A 23,429-nucleotide genomic window follows, 5' to 3' on the forward strand; every position below is an offset into this window, starting at 1 on the left:
GGGGTCGTTTGGACATACGTGCACGCATACGACGTTCCCCGCCGCCAGTCCCTCGCCTCGGTCCCCGCCCCCGTGCGCCCGGCGCAGGACTCCAGGAGCGGCCTCTCGGCCACGCCGATCTACGACGCCCTCTACACCGAGTACGTCAAGTCCTTCCGCTCGCTGCCGGGCGACCGCAGCGGCGAGGAGGACCTGGGCTTCACAGCCTTCGGGAACATCCCGCACAGCAGTACGGGCTCGTACGGCGGCCACAGCCCCGGCTCGTTCGGCGCCTCCCTGCTGAGCGGGGCCTACGGCGCGGGGGCGGGCGGCGCCCGGCAGGGCGAGGGCGAGCAGCCGCAGTGGCAGCGGGTCGGCACGGTCGGCCGGAACACCGCCGGGATGCACCACGTGCCCGCCGGGCTGCCGCCGGCCCCGCGCAGAGGCGCCTGACCGGGCACGGTGAAGGGGCGGTCCCGCAGCGGGACCGCCCCTTCACCGTGCCTGCCGTGCGCTACTTCTTCCTGCCGCGCTTCTCGCGCACCCGCACCGAGATGTGGATCGGCGTCCCCTCGAAGCCGAACTCCTCGCGCAGCCGGCGCTCGATGAAGCGCCGGTAGCCCGCCTCGATGAAGCCGGAGGCGAACAGCACGAACCGCGGCGGCTTGGTGCCCGCCTGGGTGCCGAACAGGATGCGCGGCTGCTTGCCGCCCCGTACGGGGTGCGGGTGGGCGGCGACCAGTTCGCCCAGGAAGGCGTTGAGCCTGCCCGTCGGGACCCGGGTCTCCCAGCCCGCCAGGGCCGTCTCGATGGCCGGGACCAGCTTCTCCATGTGCCGTCCGGTCTGCGCCGAGACGTTCACCCGCGGCGCCCAGGCGACCTGGCCGAGCTCGGTCTCGATCTCCCGCTCCAGGTAGTAGCGCCGCTCCTCGTCGAGGGTGTCCCACTTGTTGTACGCGAGGACGAGCGCCCGGCCCGCTTCCACGGCCATGGTGACGATGCGCTGGTCCTGCACCGAGATGGATTCGGCGGCGTCGATGAGGACGACGGCCACCTCCGCCTTCTCGACGGCGGCGGCGGTGCGCAGCGAGGCGTAGTAGTCGGCGCCCTGCTGGAGGTGGACGCGCTTGCGGATGCCCGCCGTGTCGACGAACTTCCAGGTCTTGCCGCCGAGTTCGATCATCTCGTCGACCGGGTCGCGCGTGGTGCCGGCGAGTTCGTTGACCACGACCCGCTCCTCGCCCGCCACCTTGTTCAGCAGCGAGGACTTGCCGACGTTGGGACGGCCGATGAGGGCGACGCGGCGGGGGCCGCCGACCGCGGTGCCGAAGGTCTGCGCCGGGGCCTCCGGGAGGGCCTCCAGCACGTTGTCCAGCATGTCGCCGGTGCCGCGGCCGTGCAGCGCGGAGACCGGGTGCGGCTCACCGAGGCCCAGGGACCACAGAGAGGCGGCGTCGGCCTCGCCGCTCGGGCCGTCCACCTTGTTGGCGCACAGCACGACCGGCTTGCCGGCCTTGCGCAGCAGCCGGACGACGGCCTCGTCGGTGTCGGTGGCGCCGACCTTGGCGTCCACGACGAAGACGACCGCGTCGGCGGCCTCGATGGCGTACTCGGCCTGGGCGGCGACGGACGCGTCGATGCCGAGGACGTCCTGCTCCCAGCCGCCCGTGTCGACGACCTTGAAGCGGCGGCCCGCCCACTCGGCCTCGTAGGTGACACGGTCGCGGGTGACGCCCGGCTTGTCCTCGACGACCGCCTCGCGGCGGCCGATGATGCGGTTCACCAGGGTCGACTTGCCGACATTGGGACGGCCGACGACGGCGAGCACCGGCAGCGGGCCGTGGCCCGCGGCCTCGATGGCGCCCTCGACGTCCTCGAGGTCGAAGCCCTCCTCCGCGGCGAGCTCCATGAACTCCGCGAACTCGGCATCGCCCAGCGCCCCGTGGTCGTGCTCGTGCGCACCCTCGTACGCGTCCGAGCCGTCGGGCTGGATGTGGTCGTTCATGAAGTCCGTACCTCGTCGTTCATCGTGGTGATCGGTGGACCGCCACAGGTCAGCGGTGATCCACTACTCAAGTGTCACTCAGCGCCCGGTCAGGCGCCTGGCGTTTTCCAGGTGCGCGGTGAGCTGCTTCTGGATGCGCTCGGTCGCCTCGTCCAGCGCCTTGCGCGTACGTCTCCCGCTGCCGTCACCCGCTTCGAACGGGTCGCCGAAGACGACGTCGACCCTGGAACGCAGCGGGGGCAGCGTCTTTATCAACCGTCCGGAGCGGTCGGAACTTCCCAGCACGGCGACGGGCACGATCGGCGCGCCGCCGCGCACGGCGAAGTACGCGAGCCCCGAGCGGATCGCGGCGAAGTCGCCCTCGCCGCGGGTGCCCTCGGGGAAGATGCCGAGGACCCCGCCCTGCTCCAGCACGCCGAGCGCCCGGGAGATCGCCGTGCGGTCGGTGCTGTGGCGGTCGACCTTGAGCTGGCCGATGCCGGTCAGGAACGGGTCGAGCGGGCCGACGAACGCCTCCTTCTTGATCAGGAAGTGCGTCGGCCGGGGGGCGACGCCCATGACCATGGGGCCGTCGATGTTGTGCGAGTGGTTCACGGCGAAGATCACCGGACCGGCCGCGGGCACCCGCCAGGCGCCCAGCACGCGGGGCTTGAACAGCCCGTACATCAGGCCGACGCCGATGCGCCGCCCGACCTCGGCGCCCCGCACCGATGGGACGTCGGTCACTTCCCCGCCCGCTTCTCCTCGACGAGCGTGACGACACACTCGATGACCTGCTGCAGGGTCAGCTCGGTGGTGTCGACCTCGACCGCGTCGCCGGCCTTGGCGAGCGGGGAGGTCTTGCGGCCGGAGTCGGCCGCGTCCCGCTTGATCAGGGCCTCGCGGGTGGTGTGCAGGTCGGCGCCCTTGAGCTCGCCGCTGCGGCGGGCGGCACGCGCCTCCGCGGAGGCGGTGAGGAAGATCTTCAGGTCGGCGCCGGGCAGCACCGTGGTGCCGATGTCGCGGCCCTCGACGACGATGCCGGTCACGGCGGCGGAGGCGATGGTGCGCTGCAGCTCGGTGATCCGGGTGCGCACCTCCGGGACGGCGCTGACGGCGCTCACCTTGGAGGTGACGTCCTGCTCGCGGATCGGGCCGGCCACGTCGACGCCGTCGACGGTGATGGTGGGGCTCTCGGGGTCGGTGCCGGAGACGATCTCCGGCTTGCCGGCGACGGCGGCGACCGCGGACGGGTCATCTATGTCGATGCCGTTGTTCACCATCCACCAGGTGATCGCCCGGTACTGGGCGCCGGTGTCCAGGTAGCTCAGGCCGAGCTGCGCCGCCACGGCCTTCGACGTGCTCGACTTGCCCGTGCCGGAGGGACCGTCGATGGCGACAATCACGGGCTGGGCGGCGCCGTTTTCCACGGGGGAACACCTTCCTGGTGCGGTGGAGTGGGGTGTGCGGGGCGCGGACACGCCCCGCACCAGGTTACCGGCCCCCCGGAACCCTTCCGACAAGCGGACGAACCGGCCCTTCGGGGGACGGCCCCGGTGGCCACCGGACCGTCACTGCCGGATCGCCCAGCCCCGCTCCCGCAGCCCGGCGGTGAGCACCGGTGCCGCCTTGGGCTCCACCATCAGCTGCACCAGACCGGCCTGCTGTCCGGTGGCGTGCTCGATGCGGACGTCCTCGATGTTGACGCCCGCGCGGCCCGCGTCGGCGAAGATACGGGCCAGCTGGCCGGGCTGGTCGTCGATGAGGACGGCCACGGTCTCGTAGACGCGCGGCGCGGAGCCGTGCTTGCCGGGGACACGGACCTGTCCGGCGTTGCCGCGGCGCAGCACGTCCTCGATGCCGGTGCCGCCCTCGCGGCGCTTGTCCTCGTCGGAGGACTGCAGGGCGCGCAGGGCCCGTACGGTCTCCTCCAGGTCGCCGGCGACCTCCGTGAGCAGGTCGGCGACCGGTCCCGGGTTGGCCGACAGGATGTCGATCCACATCCCGGGGTCGGAGGCGGCGATCCTGGTGACGTCCCGGATGCCCTGTCCGCACAGCCGTACGGCGGCCTCCTCGGCGTGCTCCAGACGCGCGGCGACCATGCTGGACACCAGGTGCGGCATGTGGGAGACGAGGGCGACGGCCCGGTCGTGGGCGTCGGCGTCCATGACGACGGGCACGGCCCTGCAGTGCGAGACCAGCTCCAGGGCGAGGTTCAGCACCTCGGTGTCGGTGTCGCGGGTCGGGGTGAGCGCCCAGGGGCGGCCCTCGAAGAGGTCGCCGGTCGCGGCCAGCGGGCCGGACTTCTCCCGGCCGGACATCGGGTGGGTGCCGATGTAGGTCGCCAGGTCCAGCCCGCGCGCCTCGAGCTCGCGGCGCGGTCCGCCCTTGACGCTGGCCACGTCGATGAAGCCGCGGGCCGCGCCGCGCCGCATCGCGTCGGCGAGCACGTCGGCCACGTGGGCGGGCGGGGCGGCGACGATCGCCAGGTCCACCGGCCCGTCGGGCGCCTCGTCCGTGCCGGCGCCGAGCGCGGCGGCGGTGCGGGCCTGCTCCGGGTCGTGGTCGGCGAGGTGGACGGCGACGCCCCGCTGGGTCAGGGCGAGGGCGGCGGACGTACCGATGAGTCCGGTGCCGATGACGAGTGCGGTTCTCACTGGGCGATGTCCTTGCGCAGGGCGGCCGCGGCACCGAGGTACACGTGGGCGATGCCGGCACGGGGCCGGTCGGACTCGATGTGCGCGAGGATCCGGACGACGCGGGGCATGGCGCCCTCGACGTCGAGCTCCTGGGCGCAGATCAGGGGGACGTCGACGATGCCGAGCTTGCGGGCGGCGGCCGCCGGGAAGTCGCAGCGCAGGTCGGGCGTGGCCGTGAACCAGATGCTGATCAGGTCGTCGGTGTGCAGGCCGTTGCGCTCCAGGACGGCGGTGAGCAGCTCGCCCACCCGCTCCTCCATATGGCCGGACTCGTCCCGCTCCAACTGGACGGCCCCCCGGACCGCGCGTACCGCCACGACGATGCTCCTTGCTGAGGTGCGTGTCTGCTGTTCGGTCGTCCAGCGTAGTCAGGGCCGCGCGGGAGCGGCGCCGGGCGCTCGCCCGCTGAGACGGGACGACGCGCACGATTGAGGGGGTTTGATCGTGAATTGCTGCGCATGGGGCGTTTTCGGTGTCAGGATGCCAGCGCCCTGCCACCGCCGCCTTCCCCTTCCACGGAGTGATGACATGACCTCTCGCGCGACGCGCCGCACGGTCCTGCTGGCGACCGGCGCGGTGGCCCTGACCGCCGGCTGCGGCTCGGACGGCGGCGACGAGGGCGGTGACCCCCGGTCGGACACCTCCGGGCAGGAGCTGACCTCGACCGCCGACGTCCCGGTGGGCGGGGGCACCGTCCTCAAGGACGAGAAGATCGTGGTCACCCAGCCGGAGGAGGGTGACTTCAAGGCCTTCTCGGCGGTCTGCACCCACCAGAACTGCCTGGTGACCGAGGTCACGGACGGCACGATCAACTGCGCCTGCCACGGCAGCCGGTTCCGGATCACCGACGGTTCGGTGGAGCGGGGTCCGGCGACCGAACCGCTGCCCGGGGAGCGGATCGCCGTGGAGGGAAATTCGATCCGCCTGGCGTGAGCCGCCGCGTACGCTCCCGGGCATGCGCCCCGAGAGCCTGGTCACCGACCACACCGTCTACGCCTGTGTCATGGGCTCCCGTGCCTTCGGTCTGGCCACGGAGGGCAGCGACATCGACCGCCGCGGCATCTTCCTCGCGCCCACCGCCCTGTTCTGGCGTTTCGAGAAGCCGCCGGCGCATGTCGAGGGGCCGGCCGAGGAGCAGTTCAGCTGGGAGCTGGAACGCTTCTGCGAGCTGGCGCTGCGCTCCAACCCGAACGTCCTGGAGTGCCTGCACTCCCCGCTGGTGGAGTACGCCGACGCCACCGGCCGCGAACTGCTGTCCCTGCGCGAGGCGTTCCTCTCCCGCAGGGTCCACGAGACGTTCACGCGGTACGCCCACGGCCAGCGCCGCAAGCTGGACGCCGACGTCCGCACGCACGGCGCCCCGCGCTGGAAGCACGCCATGCACCTGCTCCGCCTGCTGATCAGCGCCCGCGACCTGCTGCGCACGGGCTCCCTCACGGTCGACGTGGGCGAGGAGCGCGAACCGCTGCTCGCGGTCAAGCGGGGCGAGGTCTCCTGGCCGGAGGTCAAGGCGTGGATGACCCGGCTGGCGCAGGAGGCCGAGCGGGCCGCCCACCGCAGCCCGCTCCCCGCGGAGCCGGACCGCCGCCGGGTCGAGGACTTCCTCGTCCGCACCCGCCGCGCCTCAGCCCTCCGGCCGGACGTCCCAGAGCGTTCCCAGCGCCAGCAGCTCGCCCCGGTACTCGATGCGGTCCGCCCACTCGGCCGGCCAGGCGTCCGCGCCCAGGTACGCGCCGGCGAAGGCGCCCGTGAGACAGGCGATGGAATCGGAGTCCCCTGAGGTACAGGCGGCACGGCGCAGGGCGGTGAGGGGTTCGTCGACGAAGAGCAGGAAGCAGAGCAGGCCGGTCGCCAGGGCCTCCTCGGCGATCCAGCCCTCGCCCGTGGCCAGGCAGGGGTCGGTCTCCGGGGAGACGGTGCGTACCGCTTCCTGGAGTCGTCCGAGGATCTCCAGGCACTCGTCCCAGCCGCGGGCGATGAAGTGCTCGGGGGTGGGGTCCTGGGCGCGGGTCCACAGGTCGCCGAGCCAGAACTCGTGGTAGCGGGTGCGGTTGTCGTAGGCGTAGGAGCGCAGGCGTCCGATCAGGCCGGTCGGCTCGGCGCCCTCCGCCAGCAGCCGTACGGCGTGCGCGGTGAGGTCGGAGGCGGCGAGCGCGGTGGGGTGCCCGTGGGTGAGGGCGGACTGCAACTGGGCGGCGCCCGACCGCTGTTCGTCGGTCAGGCCGGGCGCCAGGCCTATGGGGGCGACGCGCATGTTGGCGCCGCAGCCCTTGGAGCCGGTCTGACTGGCGTCCTGCCAGCGCAGCTCCTCGCGGGCCAGCAGGTGGCAGGCCCTGAGGCAGGTGTTGCCGGGGGCGCGGTTGTTCTCGGGCGACCGCCACCATTCCACGAACTCCTCCCGCACCGGCCGCTCCAGCCGCTTCGGGGTGAGCACTCCGCGGTCCATCGCCGTGCGCAGCCCGTTCCCCAGGGCGAGCGTCATCTGGGTGTCGTCGGTGACGATCGCCGGCCTGGGCAGCTCCATGTCCCGCCAGGGGCCGAGCTTGGCGAGGATCGACGGGACGTCGTTGAACTCGGTGGGGAAGCCCAGCGCGTCTCCGAGGGCGAGGCCGGTGAGCGCGCCTGTCGCGGCGCGCTTGGTGACGGTGGTCGTGGTCATGCGGGGCGTCCTTCCGGGGTCGGCCGGAGCAGCGGCGGGTGAAGGGTGGCGGCGGTGCCCGCGCGGTACAGCGCGGCGGGTTTGCCCCGGCCGCCGGTGAGGCGCGCGGCACCGGGGACGGCCTCGACGAAGCCGGGGGTGGCGAGGACCTTGCGCCGGAAGTTGGGCCGGTCGAGCTCGGCGCCCCAGACGGTCTCGTAGACCTGCTGCAGCTCGCCGAGGGTGAACTCGGCCGGGCAGAAGGCGGTGGCGAGGCCGGTGTACTCGAGCTTGGCGCCGACCCGTTCCCGCGCGTCGGCGAGGATCCGGTCGTGGTCGAAGGCGAGCCCCCGCGCGGTGTCGTACGGCGTCCAGCGGGCCTGGGCCGCGTCGCTGCCGCCGTGTGCCTCGGGCGCGTCCGGCAGTAGCGCGGCGAAGGCGACCGACACGACCCGCATCCGGGGGTCGCGGCCGGGTTCGCTGTAGGTCCGCAACTGCTCCAGATGCAGCCCGGAGACGTCCGTCAGCCCGGTCTCCTCGCCCAGTTCGCGCCGCGCGGCGCGCTCCGCGGACTCGTCGGGCCGGACGAACCCTCCCGGCAGCGCCCACCGCCCGGCGTACGGTTCCCGGCCGCGCTCGACGAGCAGCACGTGCAGCGCGCCCGCGCGGAGGGTGAACACGGCGAGGTCGACGGTGACGGCGAAGGGTTCGAAGGCGTGTTTGTCGTAGCCGTAGCCGTCCATGACCGGCACCCCCTTTAATAGTCACAGCGACTATAAAAGGGGGTGCTCACCGCTGACAAGCCCTTTAGAGCTCGACCTCCTGCATCAGCATCCCGACCTCGGTGTTGGACAGCCGCCGCAGCCAGCCCGACTTCTGGTCGCCCAGGGTGATCGGGCCGAAGCCGGTGCGGACCAGCTTGTCGACGGGGAACCCGGCCTCCGCGAGCATGCGGCGCACGATGTGCTTGCGCCCCTCGTGCAGGGTCACCTCGACGAGGTAGTTCTTGCCGGTCTGCTCCACCACCCGGAAGTGGTCCGCGCGCGCGTAGCCGTCCTCCAGCTGGATGCCGTCCTTGAGCCGCTTGCCCAGGTCGCGCGGGATCGGGCCGACGATGTGCGCGAGGTAGGTCTTCCGCACGCCGTACCGCGGGTGGGTCAGCCGGTGCGCCAGCTCGCCGTGGTTGGTGAGCAGGATGACGCCCTCGGTCTCGGTGTCGAGCCGGCCGACGTGGAAGAGCCGGGTCTCGCGGTTGGTGACGTAGTCACCGAGGCACTGGCGCCCCTCCGGGTCCTCCATCGTCGAGACGACCCCGGCGGGCTTGTTCAGCGAGAAGAACTGGTACGACTGCGTGGCGACCGTCAGGCCGTCGACCTTGACCTCGTCCTTCTCCGGGTCCACCCGGCGGCCCTGCTCGAGCACGATCTCGCCGTTCACCTCGACCCTCGCCTGCTCGATCAGCTCCTCGCAGGCGCGCCGGGAGCCGTAGCCCGCGCGCGCCAGCACCTTCTGCAGCCGCTCGCCCTCCTGCTCGGCACCCGGGAAGGTCTTCGGGAGCTTCACGTCCTTCCGGCCCGCGTACCGGTCGCGGTTGCGCTCCTCGGCCCGCGTCTCGTACTCGCGGGACCTGGCGGGTGCCGTACGGCCGCGCCCGCCCTGCTGGGACTGCTTGGGGCCGCCCTTGGCCCCACCGCGTGCGGCACCGCCACGGCCGGACTTCGGTCCGTCCTGGGTGCCGCCGGGGCCGACGTCGTAGCGGCGCTCCTCGGGGCGGGGCTTGCGGGGGCGGCCCTGCCCCTGCTTCTGGTCCCTGTTGTTGCCTGCACCGCGGTGGTTGCCGCGCCCGCCGCTCTTACCGCTGCCGCTGCTTCGCATCACAATTCCGTCGTCGTGTTCGTCGGGGGACCGTCGTCCGGGTCCGGGGCGTCCGGATCGAACGACGGCACGCCTTCCTGTGTCTCGGCCTCGATCGCCTCCGCCTCCGGGAGGAAGGGCGCGAGCTCCGGGAGCTCGTCCAGACCGCGCAGGCCCATTCGCTCCAGGAAGTAGTTCGTCGTCGTGTACAGGATCGCACCTGTTTCGGGTTCCGTGCCCGCCTCCTCGATCAGACCGCGCTGCAGGAGGGTGCGCATCACACCGTCGCAGTTGACTCCGCGTACGGCGGAGACGCGGCTGCGGCTGACCGGCTGCCGGTAGGCGACGACCGCGAGGGTCTCCAGGGCGGCCTGGGTGAGCCGGGCCTGCTGGCCGTCCAGGACGAAGCGCTCGACGGCGGCGGCGTACTCGGGGCGGCTGTAGAAGCGCCAGCCGCCCGCCACGAGCCGCAGCTCGAAGCCGCGGCCCTGCACGGCGTACTCGTCGGCCAGCTCGCGCAGCGCGTCCGCGACCTGGCGCTTCGGGCGCTCCAGGATCTTCGCCAGGTGCTCCTCGGTCGCGGGCTCGTCCACGACCATGAGGACCGCCTCCAGGGCCGGCCTGAGGGCGAGGTCCGCGACGGAGCGCGGCCCCGCGGGTACGCCGGTGGTCTCGTCGCTCATTTCCTCTTCTCCTCCTCGGGCCGCTCCGGGGGCCGGTCGAACTCGTCGGTGACCGTCGGCTCGGCGTCCCCGTCCCCGCCGGTCCAGCGCACGGTCAGCTCGCCGAGCGCGGCCTCCTGGTCGAGGGCGACCGCCTTCTCGCGGTACAGCTCCAGCAGGGCGAGGAACCGCGCCACGACGGTCAGCGTGTCGTCCGTGTCCTCGACCAGCGCCCGGAAGCTCGCCTCGCCCAGCTCCCTGAGCCGCGCGACCACGATCCCCGCCTGCTCCTGCACGCTGACCAGCGGCGCGTGGATGTGGTCGACGTACACCTGCGGCCTGGGTCTCGGCTGCATCGCCTTGACGGCGAGCCTGGCGAAGCCCTCGGCTCCGATGCTGATGACCACCTCGGGCAGCAGCTCGGCGTGGTGCGGTTCGAGTCCGACGGTACGGGGGTGGCGCCGGGCCTCGTCGTCGAGCCGCCCGTCGAGGATCTCCGCGATCCGCTTGTACGCGCGGTACTGCAGCAGCCGCGCGAACAGCAGGTCACGGGCCTCCAGCAGGGCGAGGTCGGCCTCGTCCTCCACCTCGGCGGCGGGCAGCAGCCGGGCCGCCTTGAGGTCGAGCAGCGTGGCCGCCACGACCAGGAACTCCGTCGTCTCGTCGAGGTCCCAGTCCGGCCCGAGGGCCCGGATGTACGCCATGAACTCGTCGGTCACCTTGGACAGCGCGACCTCGGTGACGTCCAGCTTGTGCTTGGCGATCAGCTGGAGCAGCAGATCGAACGGCCCCTCGAAGTTCGCCAGCCGGACCTTGAACCGCCCGTCCCCTTCGCCGGCGCCGCCGTCGGCGTCCTGGGGGGTGTCCGTCCCGGCCGCCGCGCGGGGGGCGGGCCCACGGGCCTCCTCCCGCCCGTCCGTCGGCGGGCGACGCGACTCACGGGTCACGACACCGCGACCCGGCGCCACTCCCGGCTCCGCCGCTCCCGGCCCAGTGCTCCCGTCACCGGCGCCCTCCACGGGCGGCACGCCCGCCGAGACGTCCGCCAGGTCCGACTCCCCGGCCCCCGGTGCCGTCACCGGCCCATCCACCGCCGACCCCGGCACCCCGACGTCCGCACCCGCCCCGAAGACCCCATCGCCCGAAACAGCCGCCGAACCCGGCCCGCCAACCTGCGCACACGGACCCTGCGACGTCCACACCGTGTCATCCGCCGGGACCGGCTTCCCGGTCCCGGTCACGCCGTCCTGCGACACCGTCCCGTGGGAACCGACGTCCTCCTGCCGCGCGGGGGTCTCACGCGCGGCGTCAGCCGCGGTGCCGGCCTCCTCCGCGCGCGGGGTCGTCGGCGAGGGGGTCGCTCCCGGGCCCCGGCCCAGGGTGCGGCGGCGGGGTGGCCGGTCGCCGGAGGCGGGTGCGTCGTTCGAGGTCATGGCCTCCGCAGGCTACCGCTACCGTCCCCGCAGGCGTCGTACGAGGATGCTGGCGTCCCCCCGGCTCTCCAGGTCGGCGAGGACCACCGCCACCGCCTCGCGGACGATCCGGCCGCGGTCGACGGCGAGACCGTGCTCACCGCGCAGGACGAGCCGCGCGTGCTCGAGGTCCATCAGCTCCTCGGCGGACACGTACACGGTGATCTTCTCGTCGTGCCGCTCGCGGCCACTGGGCCGCCGCGCCGCCGCTCTCCCCCGCTTGCGCGGGACCGCGCCCTCCGGTGCCGCCTGACGGCGTCCGGAGCCCGTGGCACCGCGGCTGCGGGACTCCCCGGTCCCGTCCGGGTCCGCGTCCGCCGCGACGTGCTCCGCGCCCTCGCCGTCGCCGCCCTGTGCGGGCACCGACTGCGGCGTGTCCTCCTGCGCGGCCGCCGCGTCGCCCTCCCCCGCGGGAGCGGGAACGCGGGCCTCGCCGTTGGCGCGCCGGGGAGTGGACGCCTGGAGCGCCATCCCCCCTGTCGTACGGAAGAGTTCGTCGGCCCCCGGCAGACTCACTCGGCGTGACACCGGGCGAGCACCTCCCTGGCGAGCTGGCGGTAGGCGGCGGCACCGACGGAGTTGGACGCGTACGTGGTGATCGGCTCACCGGCGACCGTGGTCTCCGGGAAGCGGACGGTGCGCCCGATGACCGTGTGGTAGACGTGGTCGTCGAACGCCTCGACCACCCGCGCGAGCACCTCACGGCTGTGCACCGTGCGCGAGTCGTACATGGTGGCGAGGATGCCGTCGAGCTCCAGGTCGGGGTTGAGCCGCTCCTGGACCTTCTCGATGGTCTCGGTCAGCAGCGCCACCCCGCGCAGCGCGAAGAACTCGCACTCCAGCGGCACGATCACCTTGTGCGCGGCGGTCAGCGCGTTGACCGTGAGCAGGCCGAGCGAGGGCTGGCAGTCGATCACGATGTAGTCGTAGTCGTCCATCAGCGGCTTCAGCGCCCGCTGCAGCGTGGACTCGCGCGCGACCTCGCTCACCAGCTGCACCTCGGCCGCCGACAGGTCGATGTTGCTGGGCAGCAGGTCCATGTTGGGGACCGCGGTCTTCAGCAGCACCTCGTCGGCCGCCATGCCCCGCTCCATGAGCAGGTTGTAGACGGTGAGGTCGAGTTCCATCGGGTTGACGCCGAGTCCGACCGACAGCGCGCCCTGCGGGTCGAAGTCGACGAGCAGCACCCGGCGTCCGTACTCCGCGAGCGCGGCACCCAGGTTGATGGTCGACGTGGTCTTGCCGACGCCGCCCTTCTGGTTGCACATCGCGATGATCTTCGCGGGGCCGTGATCGGTCAGCGGCCCCGGGATCGGGAAGTACGGCAGCGGGCGCCCGGTCGGGCCGACGCGCTCACGGCGCTGGCGCGCCGCGTCGGGCGCGAGCGTGGCCGCGTACTCGGGGTCGGGCTCGTACTCGGCGTCGGGGTCGTAGAAGTGCCCCTCGGGCAGTTCGTCGTAGTCGGCGAGATGGTTGTGGGGCGCGCCACTTCCGTCGCCGGCCATGGCGTTCACGTGATGGCCATCCATGCTCTGGTGTGCTGGTTGAGTCACCACCGATGTCCGGTGACTCCTGTGGGCTGCGAAGGTGCGCACAGCTACGGAGCCGACAGCAGCGGATCCCGCGGGCCCCTGGTCCGGCGCAGGCATTCCTGGTTGACCACCCCCGGGAGTAAATGTCGACTCATTCACAAGTCGTCTTACCTCCTTGGTGACCAGGAAACTTCTAGACAGGTCAGCGTGGCACCATGCCGACGATTGGCGACTCTATGGCGTGTCGGCCGTCCGCAGCAACACAATCCGCCGGACCCGGCCCGATGTGTCGGCAATGAAACATCCCGCTGTCAAGGGCGTACGGCCGTCGCACGGCAGGTTTCACGGGTGTGCGAATCGGTAGAAGGGTTACGTTCGAGGCGAGTTGTCCGGGAATCCGGAAGTGACCATACACACATCCGGCCGGACCTTGTCGGGCAAGGTCCGGCCTGGTGCGTGGCGTTGACGACACGAGTTGACGTATCGCCTTTGCGGGCTGATGACTTGGTCGACTTACCGTCCGGGCGGCTCAGCCGAGCAGCGAGGAGAGCTCGACGTGCTCGAGGCCGTGCGCCTCGGCGACCTCCTTGTAAACGACCTTGCCGTCATGGGTGTTGAGCCCCTTGGCGAGCGCGGGGTCGCGGCGCACCGCGTCCGCCCAGCCGCGGTTGGCGACTTCGACGATGTACGGCAGCGTGGCGTTGGTCAGCGCGTAGGTCGAGGTGTTGGGCACCGCGCCGGGCATGTTGGCGACGCAGTAGAAGACCGACTCGTGGACCTTGAAGGTCGGGTCGGCGTGCGTGGTCGGGTGGGAGTCCTCGAAGCAGCCTCCCTGGTCGATCGCGATGTCGACAAGGACACTTCCGGCCTTCATCCGGGAGACCAGCTCGTTGGTGACCAGCTTGGGCGCCTTGGCGCCCGGGACCAGCACCGCGCCGATCACGAGGTCGGCCTCGAGGCAGGCCTTCTCCAGCTCGAAGGCGTTGGAGACGACGGTCTGGATCTTCGTGCCGAAGACCTTGTCGGCCTCCTTGAGCTTGTTGATGTCCTTGTCGAGCAGGGTCACGTGGAAGCCCATGCCGATGGCGATCTGCGCGGCGTTCCAGCCGGAGACGCCGCCGCCGATGACGACGGCGCGGCCGGCCAGCACGCCGGGGACACCGCCCGGGAGCACACCGCGGCCGCCGTTGGCGCGCATCAGGTGGTAGGCGCCGACCTGGGTGGACAGCCGGCCGGCCACCTCGGACATCGGGGCCAGCAGCGGCAGCGCGCGGCTGGGCAGCTCCACGGTCTCGTAGGCGATCGCGGTGGTGCCGGACTCCAGGAGGGCGTCCGTGCACTCCTTGGACGCCGCCAGGTGCAGGTAGGTGAAGAGGGTCTGGTCCTTGCGGAGGCGGTGGTACTCCTCCGCGACGGGCTCCTTGACCTTCAGCAGCAGGTCGGCGGCGGCCCAGACCTCGTCGGCCGTGTCCAGTATCTGTCCGCCCGCGGCGATGTACTCGCCGTCCGGGATCGAGGAGCCGACGCCTGCGCCGCGCTCGATGACGACCTGGTGACCATGGCGCACGAGCTCGTGCACGCCGGCGGGGGTGATGGCCACCCGGAACTCGTTGTTCTTGACCTCGCGGGGGATGCCGACCTTCACGTGGATCACGGTCCTTGGCTCAGAGGGTAGGGGGCTATCACTACACATACCCGGGCACACGCGCGCACACCGGGAGAGACCGCAGAAGATGGTGCGGCAGAGCCAGTTTAATGAAGGCGTTCCCGCTGTCTAGCCTTCCAATGCATCAATCTTCAGTGGGTGTGCTGCGGATTTCGCAGGCATTGCCCCCGTGTTCCGGCTCGGAGTCGTCCTCCGGGGCCTCCTCGGCCAGCATCCGCTCGGCCGTGCCCCGGTGCAGCGCGGCGGACGCCGGGTCGCCGAGGTGCCCGAAGGAGTCCGCGAGCCGCAGGTGCAGCGCGGCCTGCAGCCGCGTGTCCTCGGCCCGGCGCGCCCACTCCACGGCCTCCCGGCAGGTGCGCAGCGATTCGTCGAGCCGGCCGGCGTACTCCTGGACCCGGGCCAGTTCGCTCAGGGCCCGTGCGTGGGCGGCCAGGTCGCCGTTCTTCCGGTGCCCGGCGACCGCCGCACGCCAGTTGCGCAGCGCCTCGCCGTAGCGGCCGGCGTAGGTGTGGGCGGCGCCGATCCGTCCGTAGAGCCGGGCGGCCTCCGGGCGCTCGTCCCGGGCGAGCCGTTCGGCCAGGGCCCGGCCGAACCAGTCCGCGGCCCGGTCGAAGTCGCCGAGCTCCAGGTGCGCGCCGCCTACGGATTCCATCGCGCGGCCCGTCGCGTACGGGTCGTTCGCCTCGCGTCCGGCGTCCAGCGCGGCCCGGTAGCGCGTCAGGGCGTCCGCCGTACGGCCGGTGTGGGCGTCGAGGTCGCCCAGGTTCAGCAGGGCGGCGGCCCGCTCCCGGGGCAGGCCGCGGCGCTCGGCGACGTCGAGGACCAGGCCGTGGATGTCGTACAGGTCGCTCGCGGCGGCCTGGGTGCCGAAGTGGGCGGCCATGGCGCGCACCAGCTGGGCCATCAGGCGTCTGGCGAGGGTGTCCAGCTCCCCGTCGGCGACCGCGAGCCGGGCGGCGGCCAGCAGGGCGGGCCGGCGCAGCCGCAGCCAGTCGGCGGCGGCCCGGGGGCTGGGGAAGCGCAGGGCGCGCGGCATGCCGAGGAGCTTCTCGCGCGCCTGGGGGCTGTCGGTCTCGGTGATGGCCCTGCACGACTGGAGCAGCCGTACCGTCCGCTCCAGCATGCGGGCGCGGGCCAGCTGGAGCTCGCCGGGCCGCTCGTGCTCCGCCGCGAGGTCGCGCAGCAGCGGGTGCAGACAGCAGGGGACCCGGTACTGCGGCTGGGCGGAGCCGACGGAGTGCAGCAGGCCGTGGGCGGCGAACCCGTCCAGGGTGGTGTGGGCGGCCTCCACCGAGCAGCCGGCGAGCGCGGCGGCGGTCTGCGGGTCGACCAGGCCCGACGGGGCGAGGCTGAGCAGGCGCAGCGTGCGCGCGGCGGTCGTGGGCAGCGAGTCGTGCACCAGCCGCCCCACGCGGCTGACGGCGGTGCTCTGGCCGGGGTCCGTGTGGAGTTGCTTGGCGAGGTCGGCGACGGCGGCCTTGGGCCGGGCGGCGAGCCAGCCGCCGGCCAGCACCAGGGCGGCCGGCTGGCCCTGGCACTGCTCGGCGAGCCGCTCGGCGGCCCGGGGGTCGACCGTGATGCGCACCGATCCGGTCAGCCGGGACAGCAGTTCCACCCCGGACTTGGTGTCGAGGCCGCCCAGAGTGCAGGGGCGGACGTCGGCGATGCCGGTCAGCGGGCCCGAGGAGACGGTGACGGCCAGGCAGTCGGGGTTGTCCGGGAGCAGCGCGTCGACCTGTTCGGCGTCGGCCGCGTCGTCCAGCAGGAGCACCGCGCGGCGGTCGGCCAGGGCGGTGCGCAGCGCCTCGGTGAGGTCGTCCTCGGGGGCCCCGGCCGGGGCGGGTGCCTCCAGCGTGTCGAGGAGCTCCCGCGCGGCGCGCCCGACCGGTACGCGCGTGCCGTCGGGTTCGCTGAGGCGGGCGCGCAGTACGCCGTCGGGGTAGCGGTCGGCGACCTGGCGTACGAGTTCCTCGGCGAGGGCCGTCCGGCCGGAGCCGGACCGGCCCGCGATGAGCAGCACGCGCGCGCGAGGCGCCTTGCGGCCGGAGAGCGTGTCCAGTCCCGCGCGCTCGATGTCCGCGCGCAGCTCCTTCAACTCCCTGGTACGGCCCAGGAATCGACCTTCCGGGGCAGCGTCCCGGGGGAGCCGCACACCGTCGGGGTCCACTACCTGATCCGTCACGGGCCACACTCCCGTCCCACCGCACGCGCAGGCCCGCCGGTTCTTCCGGTTCGGGCGTTTCGCAGAGCCTAGTTCACGCTCTGCGACGTTCCGTGAGGAGCGCGGGGCCGGGGACGAGACTCCCCCGATCGGATCAACAGATCGTAGGACCGATGGCTTGGCGGCATCCGTGAAGGGCGAGGCGGGGAGCCGCCGCGCAGGACGCCGCTCCCGCCGGAATCACGCCTCGAACGGCCGCGCCGGCCACGGCGCCTGCGCCGGGCGCAGCGCGTCCAGTCCCTCCCCGGTCCGCGCGGCGACGAGCGAAAGGACGCCCACCACCAGGCAGTTGTTGTGCAGCTCCCCCGCCAGCACCCCGCGCACCAGCTCCTGGAGGGGGACCCGGGCGAGCTCCATGTCGGCCTCTTCGTCCTCGACCGCGAACCGGTCGCCCTCGGCCTCGGACAGCCCGCGCGCCAGGAAGATCCGCACGGCCTCGTCGCAGCCGCCGGGCGTGGTGTAGACATCGGTCAGCACCCGCCAGTCCTCCGCCTTGACGTGTGCCTCCTCGTACAGCTCCCGCTGGGCGGCGTGCAGCGGGTTCTCGCCCACGACGTCGAGCAGACCGGCCGGGATCTCCCAGAGCTTGCGGCGCACGGGATGCCGGTACTGGCGCAGCACCACGACCCGGTCCTCGTCGTCGAGGGCGAGGACGGCCACGGATCCGGGGTGGACCTGGTAGTCGCGGCGCACCACCGTGCCGTCGGGCATGACCACCTCGTCCGTGCGGACGGAGGTCTTGTTGCCCGTGAACGGGGTCTCGCTCGCGCGGATCTCCCACTCTTCCGGGGTGTCCTTGATCGTCATGCCTGTCCTTCCCGACGTACAGCTCTCGTGCGCGTGCCCTGCGTGAAAAAAGCGGCCGGGGTGCGCCCCTTTTGAAGGTTCGCACCCCGGCAACCGTACAACTGGGTGTGTTACTTCGAGATCTTCCGCTCGACCGAGGCCTTCACCAGGCCGGCGAAGAGCGGGTGCGGACGGGTCGGACGCGAGCGCAGCTCAGGATGCGCCTGGGTCGCGACCAGGTACGGGTGGACCTCGCGCGGGTACTCCACGTACTCGACGAGCTTGCCGTCCGGGGAGGTGCCGGAGAACACGATGCCGGCCTTCTTCTCCAGCTCCGCGCGGTAGGCGTTGTTCACCTCGTAGCGGTGCCGGTGGCGCTCCTCCACGTACTCCTTGCCGTCGTACACCTCGCGCACGATCGAGCCCTCGGCCAGCTTCGCCGGGTACATGCCGAGCCGCATGGTGCCGCCCATGTCGCCCTCACCGGCGACGATGTCCATCTGCTCGGCCATGGTGGAGATGACCGGGTGGGCGGTGGCCGGGTCGAACTCGGTGGAGTTGGCGTCGGAGATGTCCGCGAGGCTGCGCGCGGCCTCGATCACGATGCACTGCAGACCGAGGCAGAGGCCCAGCAGCGGGATCCGGTTCTCGCGGGCGTACCTGATCGCGCCGACCTTCCCGAGCACCCCGCGGTCGCCGAAGCCGCCCGGGATGCAGATGCCGTCGACGTCACCGAGCTGCGCCTGGGCGCCGGCCGGGGTCTTGCAGTCGTCGGAGGTGACCCACTTGATCTTCACCCGGGCCCTGTTGGCGAAGCCGCCGGCGCGCAGCGCCTCGGTGACCGACAGGTAGGCGTCGGGCAGGTCGATGTACTTGCCGACGAGGGCGAGGGTGATCTCGTGCTCGGGGTTGTGCACACGGTCGAGCAGGTCGTCCCAGGTCGTCCAGTCCACGTCCCGGAAGGGCAGGTCCAGCTTGCGCACGACATAGGCGTCCAGGCCCTCGCCGTGCACGGTCTTCGGGATGTCGTAGATCGAGCGGGCGTCGGGGCAGGCGACCACGGCGGCCTCGTCCACGTCGCACATCAGCGAGATCTTCCGCTTGATCGCGGTGGGCACCTCGCGGTCGCAGCGCAGCACGATCGCGTCCGGCTGGATACCGATGTTGCGCAGCGCCGCAACCGAGTGCTGGGTCGGCTTCGTCTTGAGCTCACCCGAGGGGCCGATGTAGGGAAGGAGAGAGATATGCACCACGAACACGTTGTCGCGGCCGACCTCGTGCCGCACCTGGCGGACGGTCTCCAGGAACGGCAGCGACTCGATGTCGCCGACCGTGCCGCCGACCTCCGTGATCACCACGTCGACCTCGTCGGTCGCCATCCGGCGGATCCGGTGCTTGATCTCGTTGGTGATGTGCGGGATGACCTGCACGGTGTCGCCCAGGTACTCGCCGCGCCGCTCCTTGGCGATCACCGACGAGTAGATCTGGCCGGTGGTGACGTTGGCGGAGCCGTCGAGGTCACGGTCGAGGAAACGCTCGTAGTGCCCGATGTCGAGGTCGGTCTCCGCGCCGTCGTTGGTGACGAACACCTCACCGTGCTGGAAGGGGTTCATCGTGCCCGGGTCGACATTGAGGTACGGGTCGAGCTTCTGCATCACGACGCGCAGACCCCGGGCCTTGAGCAGCATGCCCAGGCTGGAGGCGGTCAGGCCCTTGCCGAGAGAGGAGGCGACACCCCCGGTGACGAAGATGTGCTTGGTCGTCGTTGATTTGGGCGGCATGGCCAAGACGGGGCTCCCGTGGTCGCGGTCTGAGGGTGCGGTTCCGGGGTTTCTCGCCCACCGGTCCACGGGCTACCAGCGTAACAGCGCCGCGCGGCGATGGCTCACGGCCACGCTCCGCGCACGCGCCGGCACAGGGTATGCACCGCACACCGGACCCTCACCCCGCGCTCACTCGTTCGGCCTAGCCGCGTTGCCTGGAGCGGCACACAGATCATCTACGTGCGTCGTATCCTGCTCGGACACTCACTGCCGAGCCAGGCCGGCCGAACGGCACCACCCCCGCCCGTAAGTTCCGGAACAACGTGAGCTCGTCAGTTCGTTGAGCAACAATTGGCGCTTTGCCATCACGGCTGAGCGACTGCTGTGCTTCACAGCTCAACGACGTATTGCAGAAACCCCCTGACCGCACTAGCGACAACCCCTCGCGGGGTGACGTGGCCGTTCGACTGGAGATGCACGTGGCCGGGCGCATCGAAGACTACGCACTCATCGGAGACATGCAGACAGCCGCGCTGGTCTGCCGGGACGGCACAGTGGACTGGCTGTGCCTGCCCCGCTTCGACTCGCACGCCATCTTCGCCGGCCTGCTGGGCACCGAGGATCACGGCTTCTGGCGGCTGGGCCCCGCCCACGAGGACGGCACCGAGCCGCCCAGCGCGACCCGGCGCGGCTACCGCGGCGACTCGCTGATCCTGGAATCGGAGTGGGAGACGGAGCGCGGCACGGTCCGGGTGACGGACTTCATGCCCCCGCGCGACGGCGCCCCGCAGCTCATCCGCATCGTGGAGGGCGTCTCGGGCCGCGTGCCCATGCGCTCGGCGCTCCGGATGCGTTTCTCCTACGGCAGGATCGTCCCGTGGGTGCACCGGCACGAGGGGCGCACGGTCGCCGTGGCCGGCCCGGACTCCGTGTGGTTCGACACACCCGCCGAGACCTACGGCGAGGCGCTGACCACGTACTCGGACTTCACCGTCGCCCCGGGCGAGCGGATCGCCTTCACCCTCTCCTGGGAGCCCTCGCACAAGGAGCCGCCCGCGCTGCCGGAGCCGGAGCAGTCGCTGGAGGCGACGGAGGACTTCTGGCGCGACTGGGTCGAGCACTGTACGTACCACGGCCCCTACCGCGAGGCCGTGATCCGCTCCCTGATCACGCTGAAGGCACTGACGTACGCCCCGACCGGCGGCATCGTCGCCGCGCCCACCACCTCGCTGCCCGAGGACATCGGGGGCGTCCGCAACTGGGACTACCGGTACACCTGGCTGCGGGACGCGGCGATCACCCTGTCCTCGCTGCTGCGCACCGGCTACCGCGAGGAGGCCCGCGCCTGGCGCGAGTGGCTGCTGCGCGCGGTGGCCGGCGACCCGGAGAACCTGCAGATCATGTACGGCATCGCCGGTGAACGCGAGCTCGGCGAGGCGGAGCTGGACTGGCTGCCCGGCTACGAGAACTCCGCCCCGGTCCGGGTGGGCAACGGCGCGGCGCACCAGCTCCAGCTGGACGTGTACGGCGAGGTCACCGAGGCCCTGCACCTGGCCCACATGACGGGTCTCGCCCGCAACGACTACGCCTCGCTGCTCCAGCTGAAGCTGATCCAGTACCTGGAGAAGCACTGGACGGAGCCGGACGAGGGCATCTGGGAGGTGCGCGGCCCGCGCCGCCACTTCGTGCACTCCAAGGTGATGGCCTGGGTCGCCGTCGACCGCACGATCAAGCTGATCGAGTCCGGCGACGCGGACGGCCCGCTGGAGCGGTGGAAGCAGTTGCGCGACGACATCCACCGGGACGTGTGCGAGAAGGGCTACGACAAGGAACGCAACACCTTCACGCAGTCCTACGGCTCCAAGGAACTGGACGCCTCGCTGCTGCTGATCCCGCAGATGGGGTTCCTGCCGCCGGACGACAAGCGGGTGATCGGCACCATCGAGGCGATCCAGCGCGAGCTGTCCACCTCCGACGGCTTCATCCTGCGCTACCCGACGGAGGGCCAGGACGAGGGCGTGGACGGCCTGCCGGGCGACGAGGGCGCGTTCCTCGCCTGCTCGTTCTGGATGGCCGACGACCTGGCGATGATCGGCCGCGTGGACGAGGCGCGCAGGCTCTTCGAGAAGCTGCTCGCACTGCGCAACGACCTCGGCCTGCTGGCGGAGGAGTGGGACCCGCACCTCCAGCGCCAGGTGGGCAACTTCCCCCAGGCCTTCAGCCACGTCCCCCTCATCGACACAGCCCTCCGCCTGACGGCGAGCGGGGCATACGGAGGCTGACGCCCGCCCCGCCCCGCCCACATGCCCGCAGCCGCCGCAACTGCGGGCATGCGTGCCTCCCCCAGAGGGGGTACCCCCAGGGCGGCACGGGTGGGCGGTGGGGCACCTCCCGCTCGAGCGAAGCCGAGAGTGGGGGAGGCACCCCGCAAACGCCGGGCTGCGCAACACCCCCCGCCCAGCGACAACCCCGGGCACCAACCACCGGCACCCGCACCCGCACCAAGCCGCACCCCCGGCGCCGGCCCCAGGTACCGTCCGCTGCATGAACACCACCGCACCCCCGCCCACCGGCATCACCGTGCAACGCGCCCTGGACCTCCCGGGCCTGCGCAGCGGCCTCCCGGAGATCCTCGCCGGCGCCGACCGGCTGGGCCGGACGGTGCGCTGGGTGCACGCCGGCGAGGTGCCCAACATCGCCTCGCTCCTCAAGGGCGGCGAACTCCTGCTCACCACCGGGTACGGACTCGGCACCCGCCCGGCCGACCAGCGGGCGTTCGTGCGCACGCTGGCGGAGCGGGGCATCGCGGCGCTCGTGGTGGAGCTGGGCCCGCGTTTCACCCGGCTGCCCGCGGCCCTCGTCGACGGGGCCAGGGCGGCGGGGCTGCCGCTGGTCCAGCTGCACCGCGAGGTGCCGTTCGTGACGGTCACCGAGGAGATCCACACCGAGATCGTCAACGGGCACTACGCGCTGCTGCAGCGCGCGGAGGAGGTGCACCGCCGCTGCACCGAGGCGCTGCTCGGCGGTGGCGGTGTCCCCCAGGTCCTGGAGATCCTCGCCGGGTTCAGCGGCAACCCGGTATTCCTGGAGACCACGGACGGGCAGCTGCTGTACGCGGCCGGCGAGGGCCCCGAGGGCGCGGACCCGCTCCAGGTGTGGGAAGGGCTGCGCGACCGCCACCGGGACGACCCGCCCGCCGGTTCGGCCCTCGTGGACGTGCCCGGTGGCGGCCCCGGCAGCGGCGGCGTCCGCGCGCGGCTGGTGCTGCTGCCGGTGCGCAGCGCGCCGGAGCCGGTGCACCGGATGGCGGCCGAGCGGGCGGCGGGCATCCTCGCCGTAGTGCTGATGCAGGCCCGTCAGGAGGAGGAGCTGGCGGCGCGCGGGCGCGGGGACTTCCTCACCGACCTCGCCGAGGGCCGGGTCACCGCCGGGGACGCGCCCGCGCAGGCGCGCGTGCTGGGCTTCAAGCCGGGTGCGGCACCGCTGCTGCCGGTGGTGATGCGGCTCGGCGACGCGCTGTCGCCGCAGGGCGGCGGCTGGACGGTGCTGGCCCGCGCGGTGGGCGAGGAACTGGCCGCGCTCGGGATGCCCGTCCTGCTCGGTGTGCGGCCGGTGGAGGGACGGGTGCCGCTGCTGGTCGGGCTGCGGGCGGAGGCGGACCGGGCGGCGGCCGCGGACCGGGTGGCGGCCGCGCTGCGCGCCGGAGTGGAGCGCGCGGGGATGCTGCGGCCGGGCGGCGGGCCGCCCGTCGTGGTGGTCGGGCCGGCCGGCGGCTGGGCGGCGGCGTCGACGGGGCTGCGGCACGCGGCGGAGACGGCGACCGCGGCGCAGGGACTCCCCGACCGCCCCTGGTACGACGCCCGCCGGCTCGACATCGACCTGCTGCTGTGGCGGCTGCGCGACCATCCGGACCTGGCGGCGTTCGTGGACCGCGCGATCGGACCGGTCCTGGACCACGACCGCCGCTCCAGGCCGCCCCTGCTGCCCACCCTGGAGACCTATCTCGCGCACGCCGGGCGCAAGGCGGAGACGGCCCGTGAACTGCATCTGAACCGGCAGACGCTCTACAACAGGCTCGCCCGCATCGGTGAGTTGCTGGGCACCGACCTCGACGACCCGCAGACGGTCCTGGCGTTGAGCCTGGCGCTGCGGGCCAGGCGGCACGTGCCCTGA

20 protein-coding genes and 1 pseudogene are annotated in these 23,429 nt (G+C 72.4%); 5 read left to right on the forward strand and 16 right to left on the reverse strand.

The features are described 5' to 3' along the window. Positions 1 to 18: 18 nt before the first annotated feature. Positions 19 to 432, forward strand: coding sequence for a hypothetical protein (locus tag ACZ434_RS25780; RefSeq protein ID WP_468459777.1), 414 nt, complete (start codon positions 19 to 21; stop codon positions 430 to 432). A gap of 61 nt (positions 433 to 493) precedes the next feature. Here the strand turns inward: ACZ434_RS25780 and der are convergent, their stop codons facing one another. The 5 genes from der to aroH all read right to left on the reverse strand — a co-directional run bounded on the left by der (position 494) and on the right by aroH (position 4,979). Beyond that, positions 494 to 1,984 carry a ribosome biogenesis GTPase Der gene (gene der, locus ACZ434_RS25785; RefSeq protein WP_468459778.1) on the reverse strand — a complete coding sequence of 497 codons (1,491 nt, stop codon included), beginning with the start codon at positions 1,982 to 1,984 and terminating at the stop codon, positions 494 to 496. A 78-nt stretch (positions 1,985 to 2,062) separates the two neighbouring features. Then, positions 2,063 to 2,710: a lysophospholipid acyltransferase family protein gene (locus ACZ434_RS25790; RefSeq protein WP_468459780.1), complete on the reverse strand. Its 648-nt coding sequence runs from the start codon at positions 2,708 to 2,710 to the stop codon at positions 2,063 to 2,065. After that, positions 2,707 to 3,393, reverse strand: coding sequence for a (d)CMP kinase (gene cmk / locus ACZ434_RS25795; RefSeq protein ID WP_468459782.1), 687 nt, complete (start codon positions 3,391 to 3,393; stop codon positions 2,707 to 2,709). Before cmk ends, ACZ434_RS25790 begins: the two co-directional genes overlap by 4 nt. A 141-nt stretch (positions 3,394 to 3,534) precedes the next feature. Further along, positions 3,535 to 4,620 carry a prephenate dehydrogenase gene (locus tag ACZ434_RS25800; protein WP_468459784.1) on the reverse strand — a complete coding sequence of 362 codons (1,086 nt, stop codon included), beginning with the start codon at positions 4,618 to 4,620 and terminating at the stop codon, positions 3,535 to 3,537. Beyond that, positions 4,617 to 4,979 carry a chorismate mutase gene (gene aroH, locus ACZ434_RS25805; RefSeq protein ID WP_468459787.1) on the reverse strand — a complete coding sequence of 121 codons (363 nt, stop codon included), beginning with the start codon at positions 4,977 to 4,979 and terminating at the stop codon, positions 4,617 to 4,619. Before aroH ends, ACZ434_RS25800 begins: the two co-directional genes overlap by 4 nt. 211 nt (positions 4,980 to 5,190) lie before the next feature. Between aroH and ACZ434_RS25810 the strand changes: the two genes are divergently transcribed. Then, the gene (locus ACZ434_RS25810) at positions 5,191 to 5,595 is read left to right on the forward strand and encodes a Rieske (2Fe-2S) protein (protein WP_468459789.1); all 405 of its coding nucleotides are present in this window, start codon (positions 5,191 to 5,193) and stop codon (positions 5,593 to 5,595) included. 22 nt (positions 5,596 to 5,617) lie between these two features. Further along, positions 5,618 to 6,301: pseudogene (locus tag ACZ434_RS25815) on the forward strand (nucleotidyltransferase domain-containing protein); the annotation flags it as partial. Here ACZ434_RS25815 and ACZ434_RS25820 read toward each other — a convergent pair. From ACZ434_RS25820 to ACZ434_RS25870, 11 genes are all read right to left on the reverse strand, one after another. Then, positions 6,287 to 7,321 (reverse strand): ADP-ribosylglycohydrolase family protein, encoded by a 1,035-nt coding sequence (locus tag ACZ434_RS25820; protein ID WP_468459791.1) that lies wholly within the window; start codon positions 7,319 to 7,321, stop codon positions 6,287 to 6,289. The pseudogene ACZ434_RS25815 and the gene ACZ434_RS25820 sit on opposite strands and share 15 nt — an antisense overlap. Further along, positions 7,318 to 8,043: an NUDIX hydrolase gene (locus ACZ434_RS25825; protein ID WP_468459793.1), complete on the reverse strand. Its 726-nt coding sequence runs from the start codon at positions 8,041 to 8,043 to the stop codon at positions 7,318 to 7,320. The genes ACZ434_RS25820 and ACZ434_RS25825 overlap by 4 nt, the downstream gene beginning before the upstream one ends. 64 nt (positions 8,044 to 8,107) lie before the next feature. Further along, positions 8,108 to 9,175 (reverse strand): pseudouridine synthase, encoded by a 1,068-nt coding sequence (locus ACZ434_RS25830; RefSeq protein WP_468459795.1) that lies wholly within the window; start codon positions 9,173 to 9,175, stop codon positions 8,108 to 8,110. Next, complete coding sequence (gene scpB / locus ACZ434_RS25835) at positions 9,175 to 9,837, reverse strand: SMC-Scp complex subunit ScpB (RefSeq protein ID WP_468459797.1); 663 nt, start codon at positions 9,835 to 9,837, stop codon at positions 9,175 to 9,177. Before scpB ends, ACZ434_RS25830 begins: the two co-directional genes overlap by 1 nt. Then, positions 9,834 to 10,895, reverse strand: a complete 1,062-nt coding sequence (locus ACZ434_RS25840; RefSeq protein ID WP_468459799.1) for a segregation and condensation protein A — start codon at positions 10,893 to 10,895, stop codon at positions 9,834 to 9,836. The genes scpB and ACZ434_RS25840 overlap by 4 nt, the downstream gene beginning before the upstream one ends. Before the next feature lie 372 nt (positions 10,896 to 11,267). Beyond that, a complete protein-coding gene (locus ACZ434_RS25845) occupies positions 11,268 to 11,804 on the reverse strand; it encodes a hypothetical protein (RefSeq protein WP_468459836.1) in 537 nt (178 codons plus the stop codon). Continuing rightward, a complete protein-coding gene (locus tag ACZ434_RS25850; protein WP_468459801.1) occupies positions 11,801 to 12,937 on the reverse strand; it encodes a ParA family protein in 1,137 nt (378 codons plus the stop codon). The genes ACZ434_RS25845 and ACZ434_RS25850 overlap by 4 nt, the downstream gene beginning before the upstream one ends. 412 nt (positions 12,938 to 13,349) lie before the next feature. After that, positions 13,350 to 14,474: an alanine dehydrogenase gene (gene ald / locus ACZ434_RS25855; RefSeq protein ID WP_468459803.1), complete on the reverse strand. Its 1,125-nt coding sequence runs from the start codon at positions 14,472 to 14,474 to the stop codon at positions 13,350 to 13,352. Between the two features lie 136 nt (positions 14,475 to 14,610). Beyond that, positions 14,611 to 16,668: a tetratricopeptide repeat protein gene (locus tag ACZ434_RS25860; RefSeq protein ID WP_468459805.1), complete on the reverse strand. Its 2,058-nt coding sequence runs from the start codon at positions 16,666 to 16,668 to the stop codon at positions 14,611 to 14,613. A 219-nt stretch (positions 16,669 to 16,887) separates the two neighbouring features. Next, positions 16,888 to 17,514 (reverse strand): NUDIX domain-containing protein, encoded by a 627-nt coding sequence (locus ACZ434_RS25865; protein ID WP_468459807.1) that lies wholly within the window; start codon positions 17,512 to 17,514, stop codon positions 16,888 to 16,890. Between the two features lie 110 nt (positions 17,515 to 17,624). Beyond that, complete coding sequence (locus tag ACZ434_RS25870; protein WP_468459838.1) at positions 17,625 to 19,274, reverse strand: CTP synthase; 1,650 nt, start codon at positions 19,272 to 19,274, stop codon at positions 17,625 to 17,627. 461 nt (positions 19,275 to 19,735) lie between these two features. On the opposite strand from ACZ434_RS25870, the gene ACZ434_RS25875 reads away from it, so the two are divergent. Further along, a complete protein-coding gene (locus tag ACZ434_RS25875; RefSeq protein ID WP_468459840.1) occupies positions 19,736 to 21,538 on the forward strand; it encodes a glycoside hydrolase family 15 protein in 1,803 nt (600 codons plus the stop codon). Positions 21,539 to 21,800: 262 nt separating this feature from the next. Next, positions 21,801 to 23,429 (forward strand): PucR family transcriptional regulator, encoded by a 1,629-nt coding sequence (locus tag ACZ434_RS25880; protein WP_468459809.1) that lies wholly within the window; start codon positions 21,801 to 21,803, stop codon positions 23,427 to 23,429.

Source organism: Streptomyces sp. NPDC030893 (assembly GCF_055571535.1).